This window comes from Candidatus Afararchaeum irisae, assembly GCA_034190545.1.
Taxonomy (GTDB): Archaea; Halobacteriota; Halobacteria; order Halobacteriales; family Afararchaeaceae; genus Afararchaeum; species Afararchaeum irisae.
In genome coordinates this window covers 49,515-69,139 of sequence record JAXIOF010000031.1, presented here as the reverse complement: position 1 = coordinate 69,139, position 19,625 = coordinate 49,515, and the positions used below count along the sequence as shown (strand labels likewise).

General features: G+C 57.1%; 25 protein-coding genes. 9 read left to right on the top strand and 16 right to left on the bottom strand.

Annotated elements, in window-relative coordinates; translation table 11 throughout:
- Together SV253_04635 and SV253_04630 are read right to left on the bottom strand one after the other, a co-directional pair.
- The coding region (locus SV253_04635; GenBank protein ID MDY6775350.1) for a transposase at nucleotides 1–325 on the bottom strand (325 nt) is incomplete at its 3' end.
- Complete coding sequence (locus SV253_04630; protein ID MDY6775349.1) at nucleotides 322–477, bottom strand: DUF2080 family transposase-associated protein; 156 nt, start codon at nucleotides 475–477, stop codon at nucleotides 322–324. The genes SV253_04630 and SV253_04635, both read right to left, overlap by 4 nt.
- 179 nt (nucleotides 478–656) lie before the next feature.
- Between SV253_04630 and tnpA the strand changes: the two genes are divergently transcribed.
- Complete coding sequence (gene tnpA / locus SV253_04625; protein MDY6775348.1) at nucleotides 657–1,025, top strand: IS200/IS605 family transposase; 369 nt, start codon at nucleotides 657–659, stop codon at nucleotides 1,023–1,025.
- 26 nt (nucleotides 1,026–1,051) lie between these two features.
- Here the strand turns inward: tnpA and SV253_04620 are convergent, their stop codons facing one another.
- On the bottom strand, nucleotides 1,052–2,017 hold the full coding sequence (locus SV253_04620) for an ATP-binding protein (GenBank protein ID MDY6775347.1): 966 nt from the start codon (nucleotides 2,015–2,017) through the stop codon (nucleotides 1,052–1,054).
- Nucleotides 2,018–2,084: 67 nt separating this feature from the next.
- On the opposite strand from SV253_04620, the gene SV253_04615 reads away from it, so the two are divergent.
- Nucleotides 2,085–2,516 (top strand): RNA-binding domain-containing protein, encoded by a 432-nt coding sequence (locus tag SV253_04615; GenBank protein ID MDY6775346.1) that lies wholly within the window; start codon nucleotides 2,085–2,087, stop codon nucleotides 2,514–2,516.
- On the opposite strand, the gene SV253_04610 is transcribed toward SV253_04615, so the two are convergent.
- Nucleotides 2,498–4,006, bottom strand: coding sequence for a stage II sporulation protein M (locus SV253_04610; protein MDY6775345.1), 1,509 nt, complete (start codon nucleotides 4,004–4,006; stop codon nucleotides 2,498–2,500). The two genes, SV253_04615 and SV253_04610, sit on opposite strands and share 19 nt — an antisense overlap.
- Before the next feature lie 61 nt (nucleotides 4,007–4,067).
- Between SV253_04610 and SV253_04605 the strand changes: the two genes are divergently transcribed.
- Both SV253_04605 and SV253_04600 read left to right on the top strand, forming a co-directional pair.
- A complete protein-coding gene (locus tag SV253_04605; GenBank protein MDY6775344.1) occupies nucleotides 4,068–4,508 on the top strand; it encodes an NUDIX domain-containing protein in 441 nt (146 codons plus the stop codon).
- 47 nt (nucleotides 4,509–4,555) lie between these two features.
- Complete coding sequence (locus SV253_04600; protein MDY6775343.1) at nucleotides 4,556–6,148, top strand: PAS domain S-box protein; 1,593 nt, start codon at nucleotides 4,556–4,558, stop codon at nucleotides 6,146–6,148.
- A 1-nt stretch (nucleotide 6,149) separates the two neighbouring features.
- Here SV253_04600 and SV253_04595 read toward each other — a convergent pair whose 3' ends face one another.
- From SV253_04595 to folP, 11 genes are all read right to left on the bottom strand, one after another.
- A complete protein-coding gene (locus tag SV253_04595) occupies nucleotides 6,150–7,766 on the bottom strand; it encodes a bifunctional N(6)-L-threonylcarbamoyladenine synthase/serine/threonine protein kinase (protein ID MDY6775342.1) in 1,617 nt (538 codons plus the stop codon).
- A gap of 27 nt (nucleotides 7,767–7,793) precedes the next feature.
- Nucleotides 7,794–7,940 carry a 30S ribosomal protein S27ae gene (locus tag SV253_04590; GenBank protein ID MDY6775341.1) on the bottom strand — a complete coding sequence of 49 codons (147 nt, stop codon included), beginning with the start codon at nucleotides 7,938–7,940 and terminating at the stop codon, nucleotides 7,794–7,796.
- A gap of 1 nt (nucleotide 7,941) precedes the next feature.
- Entirely contained in the window at nucleotides 7,942–8,250 is a 309-nt protein-coding gene (gene rps24e, locus SV253_04585) for a 30S ribosomal protein S24e (protein ID MDY6775340.1), read from the bottom strand.
- Nucleotides 8,251–8,332: 82 nt separating this feature from the next.
- Entirely contained in the window at nucleotides 8,333–8,611 is a 279-nt protein-coding gene (locus SV253_04580) for a type II toxin-antitoxin system RelE/ParE family toxin (GenBank protein ID MDY6775339.1), read from the bottom strand.
- Nucleotides 8,604–8,894 carry a ribbon-helix-helix domain-containing protein gene (locus tag SV253_04575; protein MDY6775338.1) on the bottom strand — a complete coding sequence of 97 codons (291 nt, stop codon included), beginning with the start codon at nucleotides 8,892–8,894 and terminating at the stop codon, nucleotides 8,604–8,606. The genes SV253_04580 and SV253_04575 overlap by 8 nt, the downstream gene beginning before the upstream one ends.
- A gap of 110 nt (nucleotides 8,895–9,004) precedes the next feature.
- Nucleotides 9,005–9,568: a DUF359 domain-containing protein gene (locus tag SV253_04570; GenBank protein MDY6775337.1), complete on the bottom strand. Its 564-nt coding sequence runs from the start codon at nucleotides 9,566–9,568 to the stop codon at nucleotides 9,005–9,007.
- A gap of 1 nt (nucleotide 9,569) precedes the next feature.
- Nucleotides 9,570–9,758 carry a transcription elongation factor subunit Spt4 gene (spt4, locus tag SV253_04565; protein MDY6775336.1) on the bottom strand — a complete coding sequence of 63 codons (189 nt, stop codon included), beginning with the start codon at nucleotides 9,756–9,758 and terminating at the stop codon, nucleotides 9,570–9,572.
- Nucleotides 9,758–10,342, bottom strand: a complete 585-nt coding sequence (locus SV253_04560) for a DNA-directed RNA polymerase (GenBank protein ID MDY6775335.1) — start codon at nucleotides 10,340–10,342, stop codon at nucleotides 9,758–9,760. Before SV253_04560 ends, spt4 begins: the two co-directional genes overlap by 1 nt.
- Before the next feature lie 6 nt (nucleotides 10,343–10,348).
- A complete protein-coding gene (locus SV253_04555) occupies nucleotides 10,349–10,807 on the bottom strand; it encodes a hypothetical protein (protein MDY6775334.1) in 459 nt (152 codons plus the stop codon).
- Nucleotides 10,808–10,816: 9 nt separating this feature from the next.
- Nucleotides 10,817–12,031 (bottom strand): translation initiation factor IF-2 subunit gamma, encoded by a 1,215-nt coding sequence (locus SV253_04550; protein MDY6775333.1) that lies wholly within the window; start codon nucleotides 12,029–12,031, stop codon nucleotides 10,817–10,819.
- Nucleotides 12,032–12,103: 72 nt separating this feature from the next.
- Nucleotides 12,104–14,518 carry a dihydropteroate synthase gene (folP, locus tag SV253_04545; GenBank protein MDY6775332.1) on the bottom strand — a complete coding sequence of 805 codons (2,415 nt, stop codon included), beginning with the start codon at nucleotides 14,516–14,518 and terminating at the stop codon, nucleotides 12,104–12,106.
- 379 nt (nucleotides 14,519–14,897) lie between these two features.
- Between folP and purD the strand changes: the two genes are divergently transcribed.
- From purD to SV253_04530, 3 genes are read left to right on the top strand one after another with little or no spacing between them, the layout of a single operon-like run.
- Complete coding sequence (purD, locus tag SV253_04540) at nucleotides 14,898–16,178, top strand: phosphoribosylamine--glycine ligase (GenBank protein MDY6775331.1); 1,281 nt, start codon at nucleotides 14,898–14,900, stop codon at nucleotides 16,176–16,178.
- A gap of 15 nt (nucleotides 16,179–16,193) precedes the next feature.
- Nucleotides 16,194–16,697 (top strand): acyltransferase, encoded by a 504-nt coding sequence (locus tag SV253_04535; GenBank protein ID MDY6775330.1) that lies wholly within the window; start codon nucleotides 16,194–16,196, stop codon nucleotides 16,695–16,697.
- A 19-nt stretch (nucleotides 16,698–16,716) separates the two neighbouring features.
- Nucleotides 16,717–17,682, top strand: coding sequence for an NDP-sugar synthase (locus SV253_04530; protein MDY6775329.1), 966 nt, complete (start codon nucleotides 16,717–16,719; stop codon nucleotides 17,680–17,682).
- Here the strand turns inward: SV253_04530 and SV253_04525 are convergent.
- Nucleotides 17,679–18,314, bottom strand: a complete 636-nt coding sequence (locus SV253_04525; protein MDY6775328.1) for an HVO_0476 family zinc finger protein — start codon at nucleotides 18,312–18,314, stop codon at nucleotides 17,679–17,681. The two genes, SV253_04530 and SV253_04525, sit on opposite strands and share 4 nt — an antisense overlap.
- A 140-nt stretch (nucleotides 18,315–18,454) precedes the next feature.
- On the opposite strand from SV253_04525, the gene SV253_04520 reads away from it, so the two are divergent.
- Nucleotides 18,455–19,012, top strand: coding sequence for a type IV pilin (locus tag SV253_04520; GenBank protein MDY6775327.1), 558 nt, complete (start codon nucleotides 18,455–18,457; stop codon nucleotides 19,010–19,012).
- 41 nt (nucleotides 19,013–19,053) lie between these two features.
- Nucleotides 19,054–19,623: a cob(I)yrinic acid a,c-diamide adenosyltransferase gene (locus tag SV253_04515; protein ID MDY6775326.1), complete on the top strand. Its 570-nt coding sequence runs from the start codon at nucleotides 19,054–19,056 to the stop codon at nucleotides 19,621–19,623.
- Nucleotides 19,624–19,625: the final 2 nt, after the last annotated feature.

Below are 19,625 nucleotides of genomic sequence, written 5' to 3'. Positions count from 1 at the left end.
TGTACCCCTCCTCGTAGTTCGCCCGGAGCGGGTACGTGCCATCCTTTGTGTGGCTCGGCTGGTTGAAGTCGTCGTATTCGTAGTAGTTCTCCATCGCGCCGAGAGCTTTGGCAACGACGCGCTGTGTCGTATTTTTCACGAGGTCGGCATCGTCTTCGAGGCGAGGCGAAATCGAATCCCAGTCTACGCCCTCTTTGGCGAGACGGATGGTTTCGTTGTACACTCGGCGGGCTTCGAGCGTGGCGTCGTACAGCAGACCCTCGTTGTCACTCTGGATGTCGAGTTGGAAGTCCAGCGTCTTGACGAGGGTCTGTGAGTCAGTCATTCTTCGTCTTGATCGGTGGGTTCTGAGGTTCGGACGACTTTCACGTCGGCTCCTCGCCAGCGTTTGGGAACGGTGACGTGGGCGCTATTCCCGAACGGCTTGACCTCGCCGTCAAGAACTTCCTCGCCGTCGATTTCAAAGCGATTCGTCACACCTCTGTATATCCTTTGGATATACTTAACTGTGTTGGTGGAGTATGTTCGATATGGGCGAGAAGCGGTCGAATCACACGGTGTACAACGTCAACTACCACTTCGTTTGGTGTTGTCAATCGTAGATTGACTGCTTGCAAATCTCTGATTTGCAATGTCCGAAGTCAAGCAAATCGAAGATTTGCGTACCTCGCGGGATCTCCGATCCCGCTCAGTATCGCCACTCGATACTCGAACCAATCGAAGACTCGTTGGAAGCGAGTTTTCGAGACGTGTGCGACGAGTACGGCTACGAGATACTGTCGCTCCACATCTCGCCAGACCACGTTCATCTGTTCCTCTCTGCTCACCCGAAGCACGCACCGAGCGAGATTGTTCGGACGGTCAAGAGCGTCACGGCCCGGAAGATGTGGGAACAGCACGAGTCGTTCTTGGAGGAGTATCTGTGGGGTGGTGGGTTCTGGGAACGTTCGTACTACATCGGAACTGCGGGCACCGTCTCAACGGAGACGATTGAACGGTACATCGAACGGACAGAACACGTCTAAGTGTCGGCTTCACCCTCGGGGTCAAGTCAAGGAAAATCTTTGATTTTCCGTATCCCAAAAAGCTCTGCTTTTTGAAGACCCCGAGGCACTCGCCTTGCTTTCTCTGTAGACCCGGTCTTCTCGTCCTTAACACCTCTCTCGAAGAGATGTCTTTTGACCTCGTCGGGTATTCCCTCGCCGTTGTCCTCGACAGTCAGGAGAGCCTCGTCGTCGGACTCACATATCTCGACAGTGACGCCTACTCGGAGTTCGTCGGTTTCGAGACGTGAGTGTTCGACCGAGTTCTTGAGGAGGTTATCGAGGACTGAGACGAGCATCTCATTTGCCCTCACATAGACGTCCTCGTCGGGGAGACGTGTCTCAACCTCGACGTCGTGTCCGAAGCTCTCGACTGACTCGGACACGAGACTCTTGAGGTCGGTTCTCTCGACCTCAGTTCCGCGTGAGATCTGTGCGAGGCTTCTGACCTCCTCGAGAAGCTCCTCACTCCTCACGGCACTCTCATAGGCTCTCCGGATCTCCTCCGGCTCCTCGTCGGTGTCCTGATCCTCTTCGAGACGTACTGTCTGTGTCCCCTTGATGACGCTGAGGTAGTTGCGGAGGTCGTGTGTGAGCATGTCTATTAGGAAGCTGTAGTCGTCTGCTATACGTACCATTCCGCTCAGACAGGACCCGAAAGTCGTCAGAAGCTCGGCGTCGGTCTCGTCAAACGTCTCCGACTCGGAAACCTCGACGACGAGAACCTTTCTGACCTCGCCGTCTATCTCAAGAGGAAAAGCCGCGCTTCTGGATTCGTCTCCTATCACAGTCTCGTGTCTCTCGACCGAGTCGGCTGCGAGACTCTCTGAGGGGGAGTCGGCGTCTCGGTAGCCTCTCACGACTGAGAGTTCGAGACGGCCGTCCTCTACGACATCGAATACAGCCATCCGTTCGTACCCAAGACAGTCATAGATGGTGTCGAAGACGGGTGAGACGCCTTTTTGTGATGACATACAGAGTATAAACTTATGATCCGTCCGTGTATATAGTTATTTGGCTCTAGACGTACAAAGACGTAGCATGACAGACGTCTACAGCGCGACGGTCGAGGTCACCGTACCCGTCTATCCGACCGAGGTCGAGGAGAAGGTCAGAGACTGTCTCCTGAATCTGTTTCCCGACGCCGATACACAGACTGTTGAGAAAGACGGGGTCGCCCCGAGGGAGATAAGAGCGACGACACATTCGGTCGAGGGTCTGAGACAAGCCGTCGAGGAGAAGTACATAAACGACGCCGTCAACTCCGCCCTCTCCGAGACTGTTAAGGGGAGAAAGATAGAGTTCGACCTGAGCAAACAGGCGGCGTGTGTCGGACGTCTCAACATAGAAGTAGGCGGACACGAGCTAGGCTCCTTACACGTCGAGATTACGTCGAAGACCCCCTACGACATTATAGATTACATAGCTCCGGTCGAAGACGAGGAGGACGGCGGTCACGAGACCACGGAGTAGACGACGGGAGTCACGAAGGACTCGACTGCCGACGCGACTACGAAGACGACGAGGAGACCCACGAGTACCGAGTAGGCTCTCCTGACCTCGTCGGCTAACTCACCGACAGACGCTCTACCCCGTAGTACAGCCCACGACTCACGTCCGAGATGGAGTCCAAGTCCTCCCGTGACGCCGAGAGCGGGTATCTCAAGTACACCGTGGGGAGCCAGAAGGGCTACGAGTGAAGCCAGCCCAAGAGGAGCCGTCGAGCCGATCCTGACACCGAGTATCCCTCCGATCACCGCGCCGTTGTACCACAGACTCACGAGAGTCGGGACGCCGACAGCGAGACCCGAGTAAGCCTGTGAGAAGCCGACTAGCCAGTTGTTAGCACCTATCTCGAAGAAGGTTCCTACGGGGTTCTGAAAGAGACGTGACGACTCCTCGGGTGGCTCCATCACGACCTCGATTCCCGAAGCCGCGTTTAAGCCGTTGACGAGTCCTACCACGAATACACCGAGGCTGACGGTGACGAGTAGGGGATGCGACCTCACGAAGACCGCCGTCTCGGAGAGACCGTCCCTCACCGAGTCGAGGAGACGTGTCGAGACCGACCTCTCGACACCGACGACGGATGTCTCGCGGCTGTAGGTCTCACCCGAGTAGAGGCTCGTCTTGGTGATGTCGAGGAAGGGAACTACACCGAGCATTACCACGAGAGTAGCAACCGTCGTCGCCGAGACGAGGCTCAGAACCGCCGAGAGTCCGAAAGAGACCGAGTAGACCACCACGGCTACGATGAGATAGACAGCCGTCTCGACGGGCTGAGACGTGACGAAGCCGAAGTTGCGCCGGAGGGAGCCGAAGACGTCCTCTGAGTCGACGACTACCGCCTGTGGGGCGAATAAGAAGAAGAGATGAACCCCGAGTGCCGAGACGAGCCAGACGGGAGCGAGAAGTACCGCAGCGGCGGTCGGGACGACAGCCGCCAAGCCGCCGAAGACGGAGACTAGGAGAAGCTCTACGGCGGCTTCGAGACAGAAGAGGAAAAAGAGACTGAGGTAGTCGGAGGCTCCGCCTCTGAGACCGTCCTCGACGGGCGACCCCGACCGTCTGAGTACGCCGTAAGCCGCGTTTATCTTCGCCGCCGAGACAACTGAGTTGACGAAAGCGAAGAGTACGACACCCCCAACGAGGCTGACTCCGAGAACAGCCGTAGACTCGGGTGTAACCAGAACAGAGAAGGTCTGGGTCAGAGAGTCGGCAGCCGTCTGGTTTAGCTCGCCGTCGGAGACTAACGTCGATGTGTTGAAACCCTCGATTTCCGACTTGAAGTCTTCTATACGTCCGTGTGACGACAGAACCACGTAAGACGCCACGATACCGAGGACAGGAACTACACGCGCCGCGACACTCGACGCCGCAGTCATCATGTAGAAGGGAAGTAGCTCGGAAGTCGAGTTGGAGAGAGCCGAGTAAGCCGACCTCAGGGAGTCGGTCAGACGCATTGTAACGGATTAGTCTGTCAAGTAAACATATAACGGTTCGGATCACAGCCTTAGATTAGACATGGAGACAGAGAACCTGAGATGTCTGTCTGTCGACGGCGTCGTCGTACTCGGAGACACAGTAGTCGTCATGAGAAGGAGCCATCCGCCTCACGAGGGCGACTGGGTTCTGCCGGGCGGCATGGTCGAGAGAGACGAGACGGCGAGCGAAGCGTGTGAGAGGGAGGTCGAGGAGGAGATAGACCTCGAAGTCGAGGCTGAGGAGTTCGTAGGTCTCTACGACGACCCCGACAGGGACGAGAGAGGAAACGTCTCGGCGGCATACATCTGTCGTCGACTCGAAGCCGACGAAGCCGCGGAGCCAAGACCGAGAGAGGAGGCGACGGAGGTCAAGACGGTCGAAGTAGACGAGACTTCGAGTCTCACACTCGGATTCGACCACGCCGAGATACTCTCGGACGCCTCCGAGATACTCTCAGAGCCGGAGACAGACCCGAGATAGTTAGGGATATATGTCCAACCCAGGTAGGAAGACACGAGAAAAACAAAATGGACGCTGGCTGGGAGACATTCTTCGAGAGCGTGCCCGACGCTATGGTACTCATAGACGACGACGGTGTGATACGTGAGATCAACTCGTCAGCCGAGGAGATGTTCGGGTACGGGACAGACGAACTCGTGGGGGAGAAGATAGAGAGACTCGTTCCCGAGTCACAGAGGGAGGAACACGTCGGTCTGAGAGATGAGTACATGGAAGAGCCACAGACACGTCCCATGGGCACGGGTCTGAGTATCTTCGGTGTCACGAAACACGGGGACGAGATACCCATAGACATCTCGCTGAGTCCGATAGAGACCGACGACGACTTCCGTGTGATGGCGGCGATCAGAGACAGAAGCCGTATAAAACGTCTCGAGGACGAGGTGAGGAAGAACGAGAGGAGCCTGAGAGCCCTCCACAGTTATGCCTCCGACTTCGACCTCAGCCTCGACGACAAGATACACGAGGTTCTACGTATAGGCTCGGAGAGAGTCGGTATGTCTGAGGCGTATCTCACCTCGGTCGAGGTCGAGAGGAGAGGGGTTGGCTCGAATTCTCCCGACGACGACCAGAACCACGACGGGCTCTTCTGTGAGGGATTCCGAGACGGTATCGAGGTAGTAGCACACGAGGGGGACAGCGACGAGATATACGAGGGGCGTCGGCTTCCGCTCTCGGGAACTTACTGTAAGAGACTCCTCGAGACAGACGACGACTTCCTCGGTGTGACTGACATACCTGAGGAGTGGGGGGAGGACAGCATGGCTTACTCGAAGCTGGGTCTCAGGAGTTACATAGGCACGAAGGTCAAGGTCAGAGACCGTCTCTACGGAACGCTGTGTTTCGGCGACCCCGAGCCTGGGTCGGAGATCAAGGATTCAGAGAAGTCCTTCGTACGTCTGCTTTCGAGATGGCTTGGCTACGAGATAGAGAGAAACGAGCGCGAGAAACAGATCAAGATTTTCGACAGGGTTCTGAGACACAATCTCCGGAACAAGATGAACGTCATACTCGGATACGCCGATGTCATCGAACAGAAAGCCCCGGAGGAAGTCGAGGACGAGGTCAACGAGATAATCCGAACCGGAGAGGGAATACTTTCGACGAGCGAGAAGGCGAGGGAGCTAAGTGAGACTATACTCGGAGAGGAGTCTACGACAGAGCCCGTAGACATCTCAGAGACAGTCGAGAAAGCCGTCAGGGAGGTCGGCGAGAGATACGAGACTGCGGAGATAGAAACGGATATAGAGCCCGACGTGACCGCGGTCGCCGATCCCGACATAGACAAGGCTGTCTCGGAGGTCGTACAGAACGCCGTGGTACATAACGACAACGATAACGACGGTCACGGTCAGACCGAGGTCGAGGTGAATGTCAGGACGTTGGCTGATACAGCCGAGATACTGGTCTCGGACAACGGCGACGGAATACCCGACGACGAGGTCGAGGTTCTAACGGGTGAGAGGGAGATACAGTCGCTCTACCACGGAAGCGGTCTCGGGCTCTGGCTCGTCCACTGGATAGTCAGGAAGTCACGCGGCGAGATAGAGTTCGACACAGACGACGGAACCACGATACGTATCCGTCTTGAGCTGACCTAGACTACAGATACCTGCCGCGTTCCTCTATCTCTCTTACCTGGTCGTAGATCTCGTCAGCTTTGTCCCAGACCTTCGAGTATCCCGACCAGAAGGCGTCTAAGATTTCGTCGGAGTCCGAGACAGTGCCTTCGAGAGTACGTCTCAGGACGTGGACGTCCATGCCGAAGTCCTCGGTGTCACGTGTCGCGTACGACAGTCCGAAGTCTATGAGGTAGATACGTCCGTCCGACGACCTCACCATGTTACGTGTCGTCGGGTCGCCGTGTGCGATTCCCGACGAGTGGAGACGCGCGAGATGCCGTCCGATCTCGTCTGCGTCTTCTGTGTCTATACCCGAGTCGGAGAGGTCAGACGCGTCGGTTCCTATACCTATCCGCTCGGAACGGAGTTCGAAGCCGTGACTGTCGATGTCTAAGACCGCGGGTGTCGGAACCCCCGCCTTCCGTGCCTCCGAGGTGAGACGTGCCTCCGAGACAGTCCTCTTTCTCCTTAGTTCGGCGTCGAGACTCGGGCTTCTGTAGGACTTCGGAAGTCTCGTCTTGGTGACCTCAGACCCGTCGAAGTCGACGACCGCCTCGGCACCGTGTATCACGCTGTCGCCTCGTCGGCTCTCCTCGACTCCGTCCCTCCAGACGACATCGACCTCGTCGGGTCTCCAGTCGGGCTTGACGTGGCTATCCTTTACATCGACCGTCTCGCCCGCTCGGTACATCATATATCCGAGTACTGCGATCATACCCGCGTTGTCGGAGAGATAGTCGGGGTCGGGCGACTCGAACTCCGCGCCTCTCTCGTCACACATCTCTTCGAGCATCTCCCTGAGACGTGAGTTACGCGAGACGCCTCCTCCGACCACGAGCGTATCCTTCCCCGTGAGAGCGAGTGCGCGTTCACAGACCTCTGTGAGCATGCCGAAGACGTTCTCCTGTACCGAGTAGGCGAGCCTCTCGACTTCGACTCCGTCGTCGTACTTCTTCTGTGCGGCATTTATTATCCCCGAGAAAGAGAAGTCCATTCCCTTGACTGTGTAGGGGAGTTCGACGTACTCCGAGTCATCGACCGACGACGCGAGTTCCTCTATCTTGGGTCCTCCGGGATGGGAGAGACCGACGTGTCGACCGAACTTGTCGAGTGAGTTGCCGACTCCGGTGTCCATAGTCTCTCCGAGTATACGGTAACGTCCGTTTCTGTAGGTCGTCACCATAGTGTTCGCGCCCGCGGCGTCGAGTGCCACGGGGTCTTCGAAGCCCGACGAGAACCTTCCCATCTCTATATGTGCGACTGTGTGGTTGACGCCTACGAGAGGAACGTCGAGTCTGAGCGAGAGTGCGCGTGAGGCGGTCGCCGCGACTCTGAGGCAGGGTCCCAAGCCTGGACCACGTGAGAAGGCGACGGCGTCTATACTGTCGTCGGAGACGTCTTCGAGTGCCTCGTCTATCACGCCGGGGATCGCCGACGAGATATGTTCGCTCGCCTCTCTCGGATGTATGCCTCCCTCATCGGGGACATACGGGTCGGTTACAAGACTGAGTACATCTCCGCCTCCGTTCCCAGCCTCGGAGTCGAAGACCGCCGCACTCGCGTTCCACGCCGTACCCTCTATGCCTACGATCCTCATTAATTAGAATAGAAGTACAGAGACGGTCTACTCGAACTCGGTGTATCCGCATCTGCCACAGTGTTTCCTGTCGCCGTGGTCGGCGAGGAAGGTGTCGCCGCATCTCGGGCAGTTCTCCTTCGTCTCCTCGACGCCGTCGTCTGTGACGTCGTAGTAGTCGTGTCTCTGTGTCATACTACGCTTCCGCCTCCTCCTCGCCTTCCTCGGCTCCTATCTTGTTACGTTCGAGCATGTACTCCTCCTCGACCTCGCGCGCCGCCTCGGCGGAGTCATAGACCTTGGCGTAGCCGACAGTCTCGTTGATGCCTCTCTTCGTCTTCATGCTGTGGACGACGACCTCGTCACTCGACTTTCCGAGCTTCGCCGTGAGAGAGTCACGTACTGCGAGCCTCGAAGGCGTCTCCTCGTCGTGTACTATGCTGAACTCTATCTCCTTCCTGTCGAGGAGACTGTTTTCCTCCTCGTCGGTGATATCTATCTGCATATTTAGTTAAAAGTGAGTACGTCGCTTAAGAATTACGAAGGACGCAGGGAGTAAGAGATTGCCGTTGGTGAAGCCATGTCAATCAGTCAGCGGTATACGCCCCGCCGCGGCGCTTAATCCGAGCGACGACTAAGCGGGATTCGTCCTGCTGAAAAGACACAGACAGCCGGTACTGACCGACTCGTATCTTCTTGTGAGGGCTATTCTGTAGAGGCTCGCCGTAGTCCGGAGGATCACGCCACGGTGAGTCTACTATCTCGTCGAGTTTGTCGAGGATCTGGTCTTGGTCTTTAGCTTCGAGACCCCCGAGGTCGTCTTGGGCTTTCTTAGAGAGCTCCCACGTCCAACCGCTGTCAGTCATCCTCGTCCTGTGAGTCTGTGTCTGTACCGAAGTTCTGACGTGCTTCGTCGGAGCCCATAGTCTCTCCCTCACGTACGTCTTCCTCGGCTTGTAGAAGGGCTATAAGCTCGTCCCTGTCGAAAGTCGGATTTTCGACTGCGTCTCTAAGTGTGTACCGTATGAACTCACTACGGCTGTTGAAGCCCCGTCCCTGCCATGCTTCGTCTACCTCGTCGAGAAACGACTGAGTAGTCTTGAAGTTGACAGTGACTATCTCATCATCCTCCGTAGTTGCTTTAGACATATTATAGTAATACGTGCGTCTTACTAATAGTAAAACCTGTTCCCTGTCCTAGAAATCTCGGCTACTACTGATTAAGTCAGCCGCCTGCGGAGAGAGACAATGCCAAGACCTCAGCCGAGTTCGAGGAGTGACTCCATCTCGTCTGTGTCCTCGATATCCATACGTCTCATGAGAGAGACAGCCTCGTCTTTCTTCTCCTCGGTGACATCGACGAAGACCATGCCCTCTCCGGGCTGTCCGTAGACTACGGTGTCTCCGATGTCTGCCTTGGCTATCACCGGAAGCGTAGCGAGGTCTTCCTCACCGTCGACATCGACACGTATCGAGTCGTCGGATTCGAGTCCTTGACACAGACCGTTTAGGAGGTCACGCGTGACGGTTCCCGCGGGGTTCTCGACTTCTAACGAGTCGGGGATTTCAAGCCATCTCTCGACGACCTCTTCGTCGACCTCGTGTCTCTCGGTCATTCCGTCGACTACGGAGACGTCGGGGAGTATCCCCTCGACTAAGAAGTGGTAGGTGACTATGTCGCCGACGGTTATGTACCTCGGGTCTCGGTCTCCGTCTGTATCTGCGTCTCTACCCTCGACAGCCTCGTCTATCTCGGTGTAGACGGGACCGAGGGGCTCTTTTAGCTCCGACCTCAGATCCTTCGGAAGCTCTATGAGTGACATCTTAACGAACCTTAAGGGCGAACTTCCCCTTCATGTCTACGTCCATCTTGTCGGCTATCTCGCTCTTCTCGGGATCTGTGATTACGACGTATCCCGACCAGTCCTCGCTCAGGTTGGTCGACATACAGACGGGGCACTCTTCTCCCTCTACGACCCTGTGACACTCACGGCAGACCATTACTTCCGACATTACTGATCAGGAGTCTGTGTCTCGGCGTCTGTCTCGGAGGCGTCCCTCTCTTCCTGGAGCCATCCGTGTTTTCCGAGAGCGACCTGTCGCGCTGTGAGTCCTATCTTCGACTCACGCGGGTTTCTCTCGTCTATCGATACTGCGACTATACGTACACGTATAGGGTCGTCGACACCGAGTGCCTGGTTCGACTCGTTCGAGACGAGCCTCTGGTTCGCCTCGTCGTACGAGTAGTAGTCCTCGCTTATCTGAGAGACGTGGAGAAGACCGTCTATAGGTCCTATGCCGACGAAGGCTCCGAAGCTGACGACCTCTGTGACCTTTCCGTCGACGACCTCCTGCATCGTGGGGTCGAAGACTATGGCGTCGAATGTCGCCTCGTAGAAGACTCCGGCTTCGTTGTAGAGTATATGCCCCTCTCCGACATCTTCGACTTCAGTGACTGCGACTATCGAACCCAGGTCCTCGTCCATTCTTCCTTCGAGCTTGTCCTGAAGAAGCTCACGGATGAGCTCCGTGTCTACGTCTCCGAGCCTCTCAGGAGGCACTCTTACCGTGTCAACGAGTCTGACGCGTTTGTACATTGTTTCTTATGGATACTTTATCTGAAGATGGCTCCTCTGTCTGAGACGTACGACGCGAACACCCACATCGAGGAGCCTGTCTATAAGCTCTCTGTCGTTCGTAACTACCGCCGATACCTCGTCGGAGTTCTCTGCTATGCTGACTATGACGTCGTCGGTCTTACGTCCCTCGGTCTCGTGTTCGACGACCTCACATCTCTCGTCGGCAATTTCGAGCCCCATCTCGGCGTCTGTGTCTGAGGTCGCGAGACTCTTGAGCTCGTTCACGACGCCTCTCGGCACCACCGCGACGTAGCCTCCGACGAGCCTCTCGACCTCGTCGAAGACATCGACTCCGAACTGTGATGGTACCATCAATGCGTTCGTGTCAAAAATCACTTTCTGTCTCTGTCTCTGTCTCTGTCTCCCGGTGTCCTCATCCTTGTCTCTGTCCCGGTTCTCGTCTCCGTCAGAGCCACGTCCCATCCGTTCACTTTACTTTAGGACTCCGACGCCTATGAGACGCCATCTCGTCCCCATGCGTCGGTTTATCGCCATACGGCTCCCCTGCCTCGCACAGACAGGACGTTTGAGCTTGACCTCCGCCTCGTCGCCCCTCGCACTTGTGACTGTCCCGACTGTCGTCGCCGTCCCGACCGAGATCATGAGAGGCTCTCCCGTGTTGATGGGTTCGACCTTCTTGCCCTCGTCCATTCCGACGACACGGTCGAGGAGATCGACCTCCATCGTGAACTCGTCGACAACAGGAGGTAACTCGTCGGGGTCTCCCGCTATCTGACCCGCGAGTGAGTCCCCCTTAGTGAGCGAGGGATCGAGTCCGGTGCCGACACCTATGAGACCTCCGGGAGTCACCTTCTCGACGGGCTCCTCTCCCGCCATTAACGAACGTATCTCGGTCTGTATCGGCTGCCAGTCTCCGTCACGTTCGACACCGGGACGTACCTCTATCTCGTCGCCCTCCTCGAAGACTCCGCTCGCGAGCGAGCCACCTATGACACCACCTCTGAGACTGTCGGGCGGCGTTCCGGGTCTGTTGACGTCGAACGAACGCGCGACGAGCATATGCGGGGGAGCGTCGGGGTTGCGGTCGGGGGTCGGAATCTCTTCCTGAATCGCCTCTATGAGAAGGTCTATGTTGACGTTCTGTTCGGCACTCACCGGGACGATAGGAGCGTCCTCCGCGACGGTTCCCTCGACGAACTCCTTTATCTCGTCATGGCTCTCGACCGCCTCGTCACGTGAGACGAGGTCTATCTTGTTCTGTGCTATGACGATGTTTTCTATACCGATGATGTCGAGAGCCATCAGATGCTCCTTCGTCTGTGGCTGTGGACATTCATCGTTCGCGCTTATCACGAGAACGGCTCCGTCCATCAGCGACGCCCCTGCGAGCATCGTCGCCATGAGTGTCTCGTGCCCCGGAGAGTCGACGAACGAGACCTCTCTGAGAACCTCGCTCTCACTCCCATCGGGACATGTCTCCTCTACAGTGTACGACTCGGGAGGATCGAGATCAGGACAGTTGCGGAAGGTGGCATCAGCGTATCCTAGACGGATAGAGATGCCTCTCTCCATCTCCTCTGAGTGTTCGTCCGTCCATTTACCGCTCAGAGCCTGGACGAGAGTAGTCTTGCCGTGGTCGACGTGTCCGACGAGTCCTATATTTACTTCTGGTTGCAACTGTTTTATCCTCCGGAAAGGAATCCGTACTTATATACTCGGAGACGGTTATTAAAGCTTCTCAAAACAGATATTAGGATGTCACCGAGTGTCAAGCGCGTCGGCGACCTTGACCGCCCTCACTGTCTCCTTCACGTCGTGTACTCGGAGTATGTCGGCTCCCCTGAGGGACGCAACGACGTTGGCGGCTAAGCTGGCTTCGAGACGTTCGTCCTTCGGGAGGTCGGTGACTCCACGCAGAAACGACTTCCTCGAACAGCCGATCAGAACCGGATAGCCGAGTGACGCGAACTCGTCGGTGCGCGCGAGAACCTCGGCGTCGCCTTCCTTTCCTTTCCCGAATCCTATACCCGGATCGAGTATTATCTGTTCGTCGCCTATCCCCGCACGCCGCGCCTGTATGACCTTCTCCGAGAGACGGTCTATGACATCGTAGACGACGTCGTCGTACTCCGGCTTCGTCGCGGGATCTACGGGTACGTTGACCGAGTCCATCACGACGACTCGGCAGCCTGTCTCGGCTACGACCTGCCTCATCCCGGGGTCGTCGAGTCCGGTGACGTCGTTTACTATCTCGGCTCCCGCCTCGACAGCGCGCCGAGCGACCTCGGGATGTCTCGTGTCTACGGATATCGGAACGTCGACGTCTATCTCGTCGATCACTGGGATGACACGGTCAGCCTCCTCCCCGGGTGGCACGGGTTCGGCTCCGGGACGTGTCGACTCACCCCCTACGTCAATTATGTCGGCTCCTTCCTCGACCATCTCGTAAGCCCTCTCGACTGCGTCGTCTACGGCTGCGTACCTTCCTCCGTCGTAGAACGAGTCGGGCGTGACGTTTAGTATTCCCATGACCTTCGTCTCCGAGTCGTCCTCACCTCTGTCTTCGAGAGCCGAACTCAGTCTGTGACGGAGATATCCCGGGGTTCGGTCGTCTTGGGTTATCTCGTCATACTCCGAGACCGAGGCGGTTAGACGTAGGTCGGTATAGGTCTGAGACCGTGTCTGTGCCCCGGAGGACGGTGACGAGACGGAGGAGTGAGACGGCGACACCTCGGCGTCGGAGTCGGAGGCAGTCTGTCTGAGAGCCCTTTCCTCGTTAGGCGTTGTCTCCCTGAGTAAGACGGACGGATGTACTGCGTCTCTCGCCTCGGAGATGTCTCGGATGACTCCGTCTGCGTCCTCGACCGAGTCGAAGACCCTCGAAGCCGTATTCGTCTTCCAGAGGGTCCTCGCCTCGCCGACTGTGAAGATAGATCCCGTCACGAGTACGGCGTCGTCGTCGCCGGCTGAGTCGACGGCTTGCCTGACAGCCTCACGTACGTCTCGGTGGACTTGTGACTCGACCCCGGCTTCGTCGAATACCTCGGCTACGACTGAGGCGTCCTCTGAACGGGAGGTCGACGGCTCACACGCATAGATACGCCGAGGCTCGGCTTCGGCTATCTCCGACACTATGCCGCGTAGATCCTTATCCGACATAACACCGAAGACGACGTCGAGGCTCTCGTACTCCAGTGTCTCTTTCACGTCTTCGACTGTCTCGACTGCTGCCTCCGCACCCGCGGGGTTGTGTGCGGACTCAAGTACAACGACGGGGTCGTACTCTACCGCCTCGAAACGTCCGGGCCAGTCGGCGCGTTCGAGTCCCTGCCTGACCGCGTCGTCGGAGACACCGAGACGGTCGAGGAGACCTAGAGCGACCGCGGCGTTCCTCGACTGGTGTTCGCCCGCTAAGGGTAGACTGACGTCTTCGAGCCGTCTGCGTGAGGATTCGAGACTCAGAGTCTGACGCAGACGTCTGTCGATCTCCCCCGGCTCGTATCCGAGATCCTCGTCGACGACGGTCAGGCTCGCGTCCCTGTCGTCAGCCATCTCACGTATGACACCGAGCGGATCACCGCGCGCTCCCGTCGAACAGAAGCCGTCCTCGGGTATTATGTGTCCTATCTCCCACGCTATCTCTTGGGTGTCGTCTCCGAGAACGTCTGTGTGTTCGAGAGACACGGAGGTTACAGCCGCGGCGTCGGCGTTACACAGGCTCGTGATGTCGTATCTCCCGCCGAGACCCACCTCTAAGACTGCGTAGTCGAGGTCTCTCCTCGCGAACTCGTAGAAAGCCATCACTGTCGTAGTCTCGAAGAATGTCGGAGCGTCGCCGTCTGCGACCATCTCGTCCACGAGTGGTCCGATCTCCTCGACGAACTCCGCCATGGCTGACTGTGTCATCTTCGTGCCGTTGACACGTATTCTCTCGCCGAGGTCGACCATATGTGGAGAGGTATAGAGACCGACGTCGTAGCCGTCACGCCGGAGACACGACTCGACCATACGTGCCGTACTTCCTTTGCCGTTCGTGCCCCCGATCTGTATACCGTCGACCTCCTCGTGGGGATCTCCGAGAGCTTCGAGGAGACGTTCCGCCCTCTCGAAGCCCTTCTTCATCCCGAACCTCCTGAGCCTGAATAGATACTCAATCGCCGCGTCGGGTTCCATACCCAGAAGAGGGTAGTCGTTGCTAAGGCAGTTACGGTGTCGGTGTCGGTGTCGGTCTGAGTGTCGTCGTAGTCCCACGGATGCTACTACAACTGTATGATAAAATACAAAAATTATCGATCATAACAGTAATTCGAGGCGGCCGGCATCGGCAGGCTATGGACGAGGTGATACCTCGACTCCTTGAGGGCTTCTCCAACCTGCCCACGAAAGGCCAAATTGCCGCCTCCGGGATCTCTGACGATCCCTGTACCGTGTTGGAGACGTAGTCCCAAAAAGATGGGGATTAAGTTTCAGGATAGCATCATTTTAAATTATTAAGTATCGGTACGTCTGCGTACAACCACCAGATTGATTTAGACGACAACGTATCTCGCGTATGGACATACTCGTAGTCGGATCGGGCGGACGCGAGCACGCGATTACGCGCGCCGTGTCGGAGTCCGACCAAGAAGTCGAGATCTACGCTGCTGTGACTAACAGGAATCCCGGGATAGAAGAACTCGCCGACGGCATGAGGGAGATCGAGACGGAAGATCCCGAGGCTGTCGCCGACTACGCCGAGGAGGTCGGTGCCGAGATCGCTGTCGTGGGACCCGAGTCACCGCTTCAGTCGGGAGTCGTCGACGCTCTTGAGGAGAGAGGTATCTACGGCTTCGGTCCCAGAAAGGAGGAAGCACGTATAGAGACCGACAAGGCGTGGGCGCGTGAGTTCATGCGCCAAAACGGTATATCCGGCACACCCGACTTCGCCGTCTTCTCAGACGTCGACGAGGCGTGTGAGTACGTCGACGAGTACGACGGAGACCTGGCTGTGAAGCCTCGTGGACTCACCGGAGGAAAAGGTGTGAGGGTCACGGGAGACCAGATCACCAAGGAAGAGGCGAAGGAGTACATACGTGACTCGGGCTACGACGAGTTCGTCTTAGAGGAACGTCTCGTCGGAGAGGAGTTCACTCTCCAGGCTTTCGTAGCCGACGGCGAGGTACGTCCGACACCCGCCGTCCAGGATCACAAACGCGCCTACGAGGGCGACGAAGGACCCAACACTGGTGGAATGGGAAGCTACAACGACGCGGGATATCTCCTGCCTTTCATGACTCAGGAGGAGTACGACGACGCACTCTCTATAATAGAGGAGACCGTCGACGCCCTCCCCGAGTACAAGGGGATACTCTACGGACAGTTCATGCTCACCTCAGAGGGCCCTAAGGTCGTCGAGTTCAACGCACGTTTCGGCGACCCCGAGGCTATGAACGTACTCCCTATACTCGAAACCGACTTCGTCGATATACTCGAAGGCGCGCGAGACGGTGACCTGCCTGAGGTCGAGTTCGAGAAGAAGGCGACTGTCTGTAAGTACGCCGTACCAGAGGGGTATCCCACGAACCCCGAGAGCGGCGCGCGTATAGAGATAGACGAGGGCGACACCGATGCACTCGTCTACTACGCGAGCGTCGACAAGAGGGACGACACACTCTACACCACGACCTCTAGGTCTCTCGGGGTCGTCGGCGTCGACGCGACGATAGAAGGAGCCGAGGAGATAGCCGAGGACGCCCTCTCGATACTCGGAGACGGACTCCGTGTGAGACACGACATAGGCAACTCCGAACTGATACAGAGACGTATCGACCATATGGAGAGTCTGAGACAGTAGAGAGTAGAGTAAGTAATGAGACGCACTCGGAGGTTCGAGACCCAGCACAACTCGTTGAGGTACTGGACGGAGGCACGACACCCCGTCAGGGTCGTCGTCAACTACGTCGTGATACTCTTAGCGAGACACTCCCCGAGTCTGCGTCTCAAGAGATTCCTACTCCGACTCATAGGCGTCGAACAGGGCGAACGCGTCTCGTGGGGTTTAGAGTCGACACCCGACGTCTTCTTCCCTGATCTCATAGAGATAGGAGACGACGTCATAATAGGCTACGACGCCACTATACTCTGCCACGAGTTCCTGAGACACGAGTGGAGGAAGGGGGAGGTCGTTATAGGCGACGACGTCATGATCGGCGCGAACGTCACCGTCCTTCCCGGCGTCGAGATAGGAGACGGAGCCGTTATCGGCGCGAACAGTCTCGTCGACAGGGACGTCGAACCGGGCGAGAAGGTCGTGGGTGTGCCTATAACTGACAGCTACCAGTCGGATCACAACGCCAAGAATAAGTCGGAGTAATCTCTGTTTAGGGCTGTTTATGAAAGCTGTCGTTCTGGCAGGCGGTTACGCAACACGTCTCTGGCCTATAACCAAGAACCGCGCGAAGCCTCTTCTTCCTCTCGGGGGAAAGCCCATAGTAGACTACATACTCGACCCTCTCGAAGACGAGGACGCTGTCTCCGAGGTATTCGTGAGCACTAACCAGAGGTTCGCCGACGACTTCGAGGAACACATAGAGTCGGAGGGCTATGAGAAAGCGACCGTCGCAGTCGAGCCCACGACCTCGGAGGACGAGAAGCTCGGAACTATAGGAGCTCTCGCCGACCTCGTAGAACGTGAGTCGATAGACGAGGACACCGTCGTGATAGCCGGCGACAACCTCTTCTCGTTCGAGGTCAACGACTTCATAGAGTTCTTCGACTCTAAGGGATCGACGTGTATCGCCTCGTACGACGTCGGGTCGCGCGAGGACGCCAAGCAGTACGGTCTCGTGGATGTCGAGGGCGGACAGGTCGTCGACTTCCAGGAGAAGCCCGACGATCCCAAGAGTACACTCGTCTCGATAGCGTGTTATGCCTTCCCCGCAGACACTCTGCGTCTCTTAGACGAGTACCTCAGGGGTGACAACAACCCCGACGCTCCCGGATTCTTCATCGAGTGGCTCCACACGCGTGAGAACGTATACTCGTACGTCTTCGACGGCGCGTGGTTCGACGTCGGAACCCCCGACTCGTACCTCGACGCCAACTCGTATACTATGGACGAGAGCGTAATAGAAGACGGCGCGGTGGTCGAGAACACCGAGGTCGGTGAAGACGTCTATGTGATGTCAGGCGCCGAGATACACGACTCCGAGATAGAGGACTCGATAGTATTCGAGAACGCCCGGATAGACGACTGTACCGTCAGACATTCGATAGTCGACAGGGAAACCGTCTTAGACGGGGTCGACTTCAACAACGCTCTCGTCGGAGAACACTCACACCTCAACTCCGAGGACTAAGACTCGACGTAGACTCTTTTGGCATTCTTCGCCTCGACATCATCGCCCTCGTAACGCAGTCTCGTGCCGTCGTCGGTGATAAACGCCGTGATTTCGTAGCTCCTACCGTCTATGTCGAGGGTCTCACCTACGACTACCGAGTAGTCTCCCGGGAGCCTGACCTTAGTGCCCTCGGAGTCGCCCTCGGAATGTACGGTGACATCGACGTTGACGTTGTCGACGGTACGTGTCCAGACTGTCTCGACCTCGTCGGCAGTCGCCGACTCGACACGTTTAGTCGTCTCGGTTCCCTGGGTGTCCTCCTCTGTGACCTCGACGCTCGTGACCTCGACGCCGAAGATACCCTCGTCGGACTCAAGGACGAACTCGTCGCCGACCTGTATGAACTCGTCGGACTCCATCGGCGACCGGGTCGAGAAGCTGTCCTCGCCCTGGCTTACGACGACTCGTCTCTCGACCGTCTCGGGCTTCTGTACCTTGACCTTATGTACGTGTCCACACTCAGTACATTTCACTGTAGCCTGTGAGTCCTCCTTGAGGACAACGTGGGGCGTCCTTCCGCACGCGGGACAGTCGACGACTACGTCGGGATCGGTGTCAGCCGTCTCGTCACGTCGGTGTTCTTGTTCCATAACCGAGATTGTGTCTTGTGGTGTATAAGTGGCGTGGTCAGCTACCTGCCTAAAGCCGTGGGATTCCGCGCTGCTACCGCTGTGAGTAGAGTCCTAGAAAAAGCCCCGTGAGTTTTAATGGGGTGGTTCTAAGTCGTCGTATGTATCTTGACGGAGAAAGGGCGGGGAGAGCTGTCTCGCCCGCCGTCGGAGTTGTTCTTCTCGTCGCGATAACTGTTCTGATAGCAGGGATTACTATGGTACTCGCCTCGGAGTACGGATCATATCTCAACGAGCCCGCACCTATGGTCGGTGAGTCGTCGGGCGAACTAGTCCATAATATCGACACTGAGGGTGGCGAGGACGACCAGATAGTGCGTCTACGGCATATATCCGGAGATCCGATAGATGTCTCAGAGATCGAGATACAGGTCGACGCTACCGACGCTTGCGGCAAGACTGCGAGGATAGTCGACCTTCCAACGAACACACTCGGAAGTGACAACTACGAGGGCGACGACATATTCGACTATAACAGCCCGGAGGGGGGAGAGCTTGACGAGGACGTGACTGATGGCACATGGTCACCCGGTGAAACTGCGAGGTTCCGTATCACAAGCGGAGAATGTGAGATCAACTCCGGCGACGAGGTCGACGTCCGTGTCGTCCACAAGCCGACATCCTCAGTTATAATAGACGAGACTCTCAAGGCGTCGTGACACAACACAAGCCTTAATCTCCGATCCGACGATGTAGAACCATGAAGATCTACACGGGAAGAGGTGACAAGGGACAGACTGATCTCAGAAACGGCGGACGCGTCTCGAAGTCGTCTGCGAGGATAGAGGCTTACGGAACAGTCGACGAACTCAACGCCTTCATAGGATTCGCGGCGTCTAAGCTCGACTCGGGTCAGCACAGCAACGTCGTCGACGTTCTCAAGGAGGTACAGAACCGTCTCTTCAAGGCACAGGCTCATCTCTCGAACCCCGACAAGGGAGACGACGACCCGCGTGTGACCCAGGACGACACCGACTGGCTCGAGGAGAAGTGTGATGACTTCGACGAGGAGATCCCGGCTCTTGAGTCGTTCATACTCCCGAGCGGATCGTCGGCGGGATCGTCGCTACATCTCGCGCGGACGGTCGGGAGACGAGCCGAGAGAAGGGCGGTGGGTCTTCTCGCCGAGGTAGAAGAGACAGAGGGTGCCGACGTCGACGACACACAGAAGGTTGTGAAGTTCCTCAACCGCCTGTCTGACCTCCTGTTCATACTCGGACGTGTAGTCAACCACAGGGAAGGCACCAAGGAGGAACGTCCGACCTACTGACT

Coding starts and splice junctions, on each gene's coding strand:
- folP (MDY6775332.1), bottom strand. CDS start 14,518: ATGGAACCCGACGCGGCGATTGAGTATCTATTCAGGCTCAGGAGGTTC.
- SV253_04600 (MDY6775343.1), top strand. CDS start 4,556: ATGGACGCTGGCTGGGAGACATTCTTCGAGAGCGTGCCCGACGCTATG.
- SV253_04575 (MDY6775338.1), bottom strand. CDS start 8,894: ATGTCTAAAGCAACTACGGAGGATGATGAGATAGTCACTGTCAACTTC.
- SV253_04555 (MDY6775334.1), bottom strand. CDS start 10,807: ATGGGACGTGGCTCTGACGGAGACGAGAACCGGGACAGAGACAAGGAT.
- SV253_04605 (MDY6775344.1), top strand. CDS start 4,068: ATGGAGACAGAGAACCTGAGATGTCTGTCTGTCGACGGCGTCGTCGTA.
- rps24e (MDY6775340.1), bottom strand. CDS start 8,250: ATGCAGATAGATATCACCGACGAGGAGGAAAACAGTCTCCTCGACAGG.
- SV253_04520 (MDY6775327.1), top strand. CDS start 18,455: ATGTATCTTGACGGAGAAAGGGCGGGGAGAGCTGTCTCGCCCGCCGTC.
- SV253_04530 (MDY6775329.1), top strand. CDS start 16,717: ATGAAAGCTGTCGTTCTGGCAGGCGGTTACGCAACACGTCTCTGGCCT.
- SV253_04525 (MDY6775328.1), bottom strand. CDS start 18,314: ATGGAACAAGAACACCGACGTGACGAGACGGCTGACACCGATCCCGAC.
- SV253_04515 (MDY6775326.1), top strand. CDS start 19,054: ATGAAGATCTACACGGGAAGAGGTGACAAGGGACAGACTGATCTCAGA.
- spt4 (MDY6775336.1), bottom strand. CDS start 9,758: ATGTCGGAAGTAATGGTCTGCCGTGAGTGTCACAGGGTCGTAGAGGGA.
- SV253_04535 (MDY6775330.1), top strand. CDS start 16,194: ATGAGACGCACTCGGAGGTTCGAGACCCAGCACAACTCGTTGAGGTAC.
- SV253_04615 (MDY6775346.1), top strand. CDS start 2,085: ATGACAGACGTCTACAGCGCGACGGTCGAGGTCACCGTACCCGTCTAT.
- SV253_04620 (MDY6775347.1), bottom strand. CDS start 2,017: ATGTCATCACAAAAAGGCGTCTCACCCGTCTTCGACACCATCTATGAC.
- SV253_04610 (MDY6775345.1), bottom strand. CDS start 4,006: ATGCGTCTGACCGACTCCCTGAGGTCGGCTTACTCGGCTCTCTCCAAC.
- SV253_04570 (MDY6775337.1), bottom strand. CDS start 9,568: ATGTCACTCATAGAGCTTCCGAAGGATCTGAGGTCGGAGCTAAAAGAG.
- SV253_04590 (MDY6775341.1), bottom strand. CDS start 7,940: ATGACACAGAGACACGACTACTACGACGTCACAGACGACGGCGTCGAG.
- SV253_04595 (MDY6775342.1), bottom strand. CDS start 7,766: ATGAGGATCGTAGGCATAGAGGGTACGGCGTGGAACGCGAGTGCGGCG.
- SV253_04580 (MDY6775339.1), bottom strand. CDS start 8,611: ATGACTGACAGCGGTTGGACGTGGGAGCTCTCTAAGAAAGCCCAAGAC.
- purD (MDY6775331.1), top strand. CDS start 14,898: ATGGACATACTCGTAGTCGGATCGGGCGGACGCGAGCACGCGATTACG.
- SV253_04560 (MDY6775335.1), bottom strand. CDS start 10,342: ATGTACAAACGCGTCAGACTCGTTGACACGGTAAGAGTGCCTCCTGAG.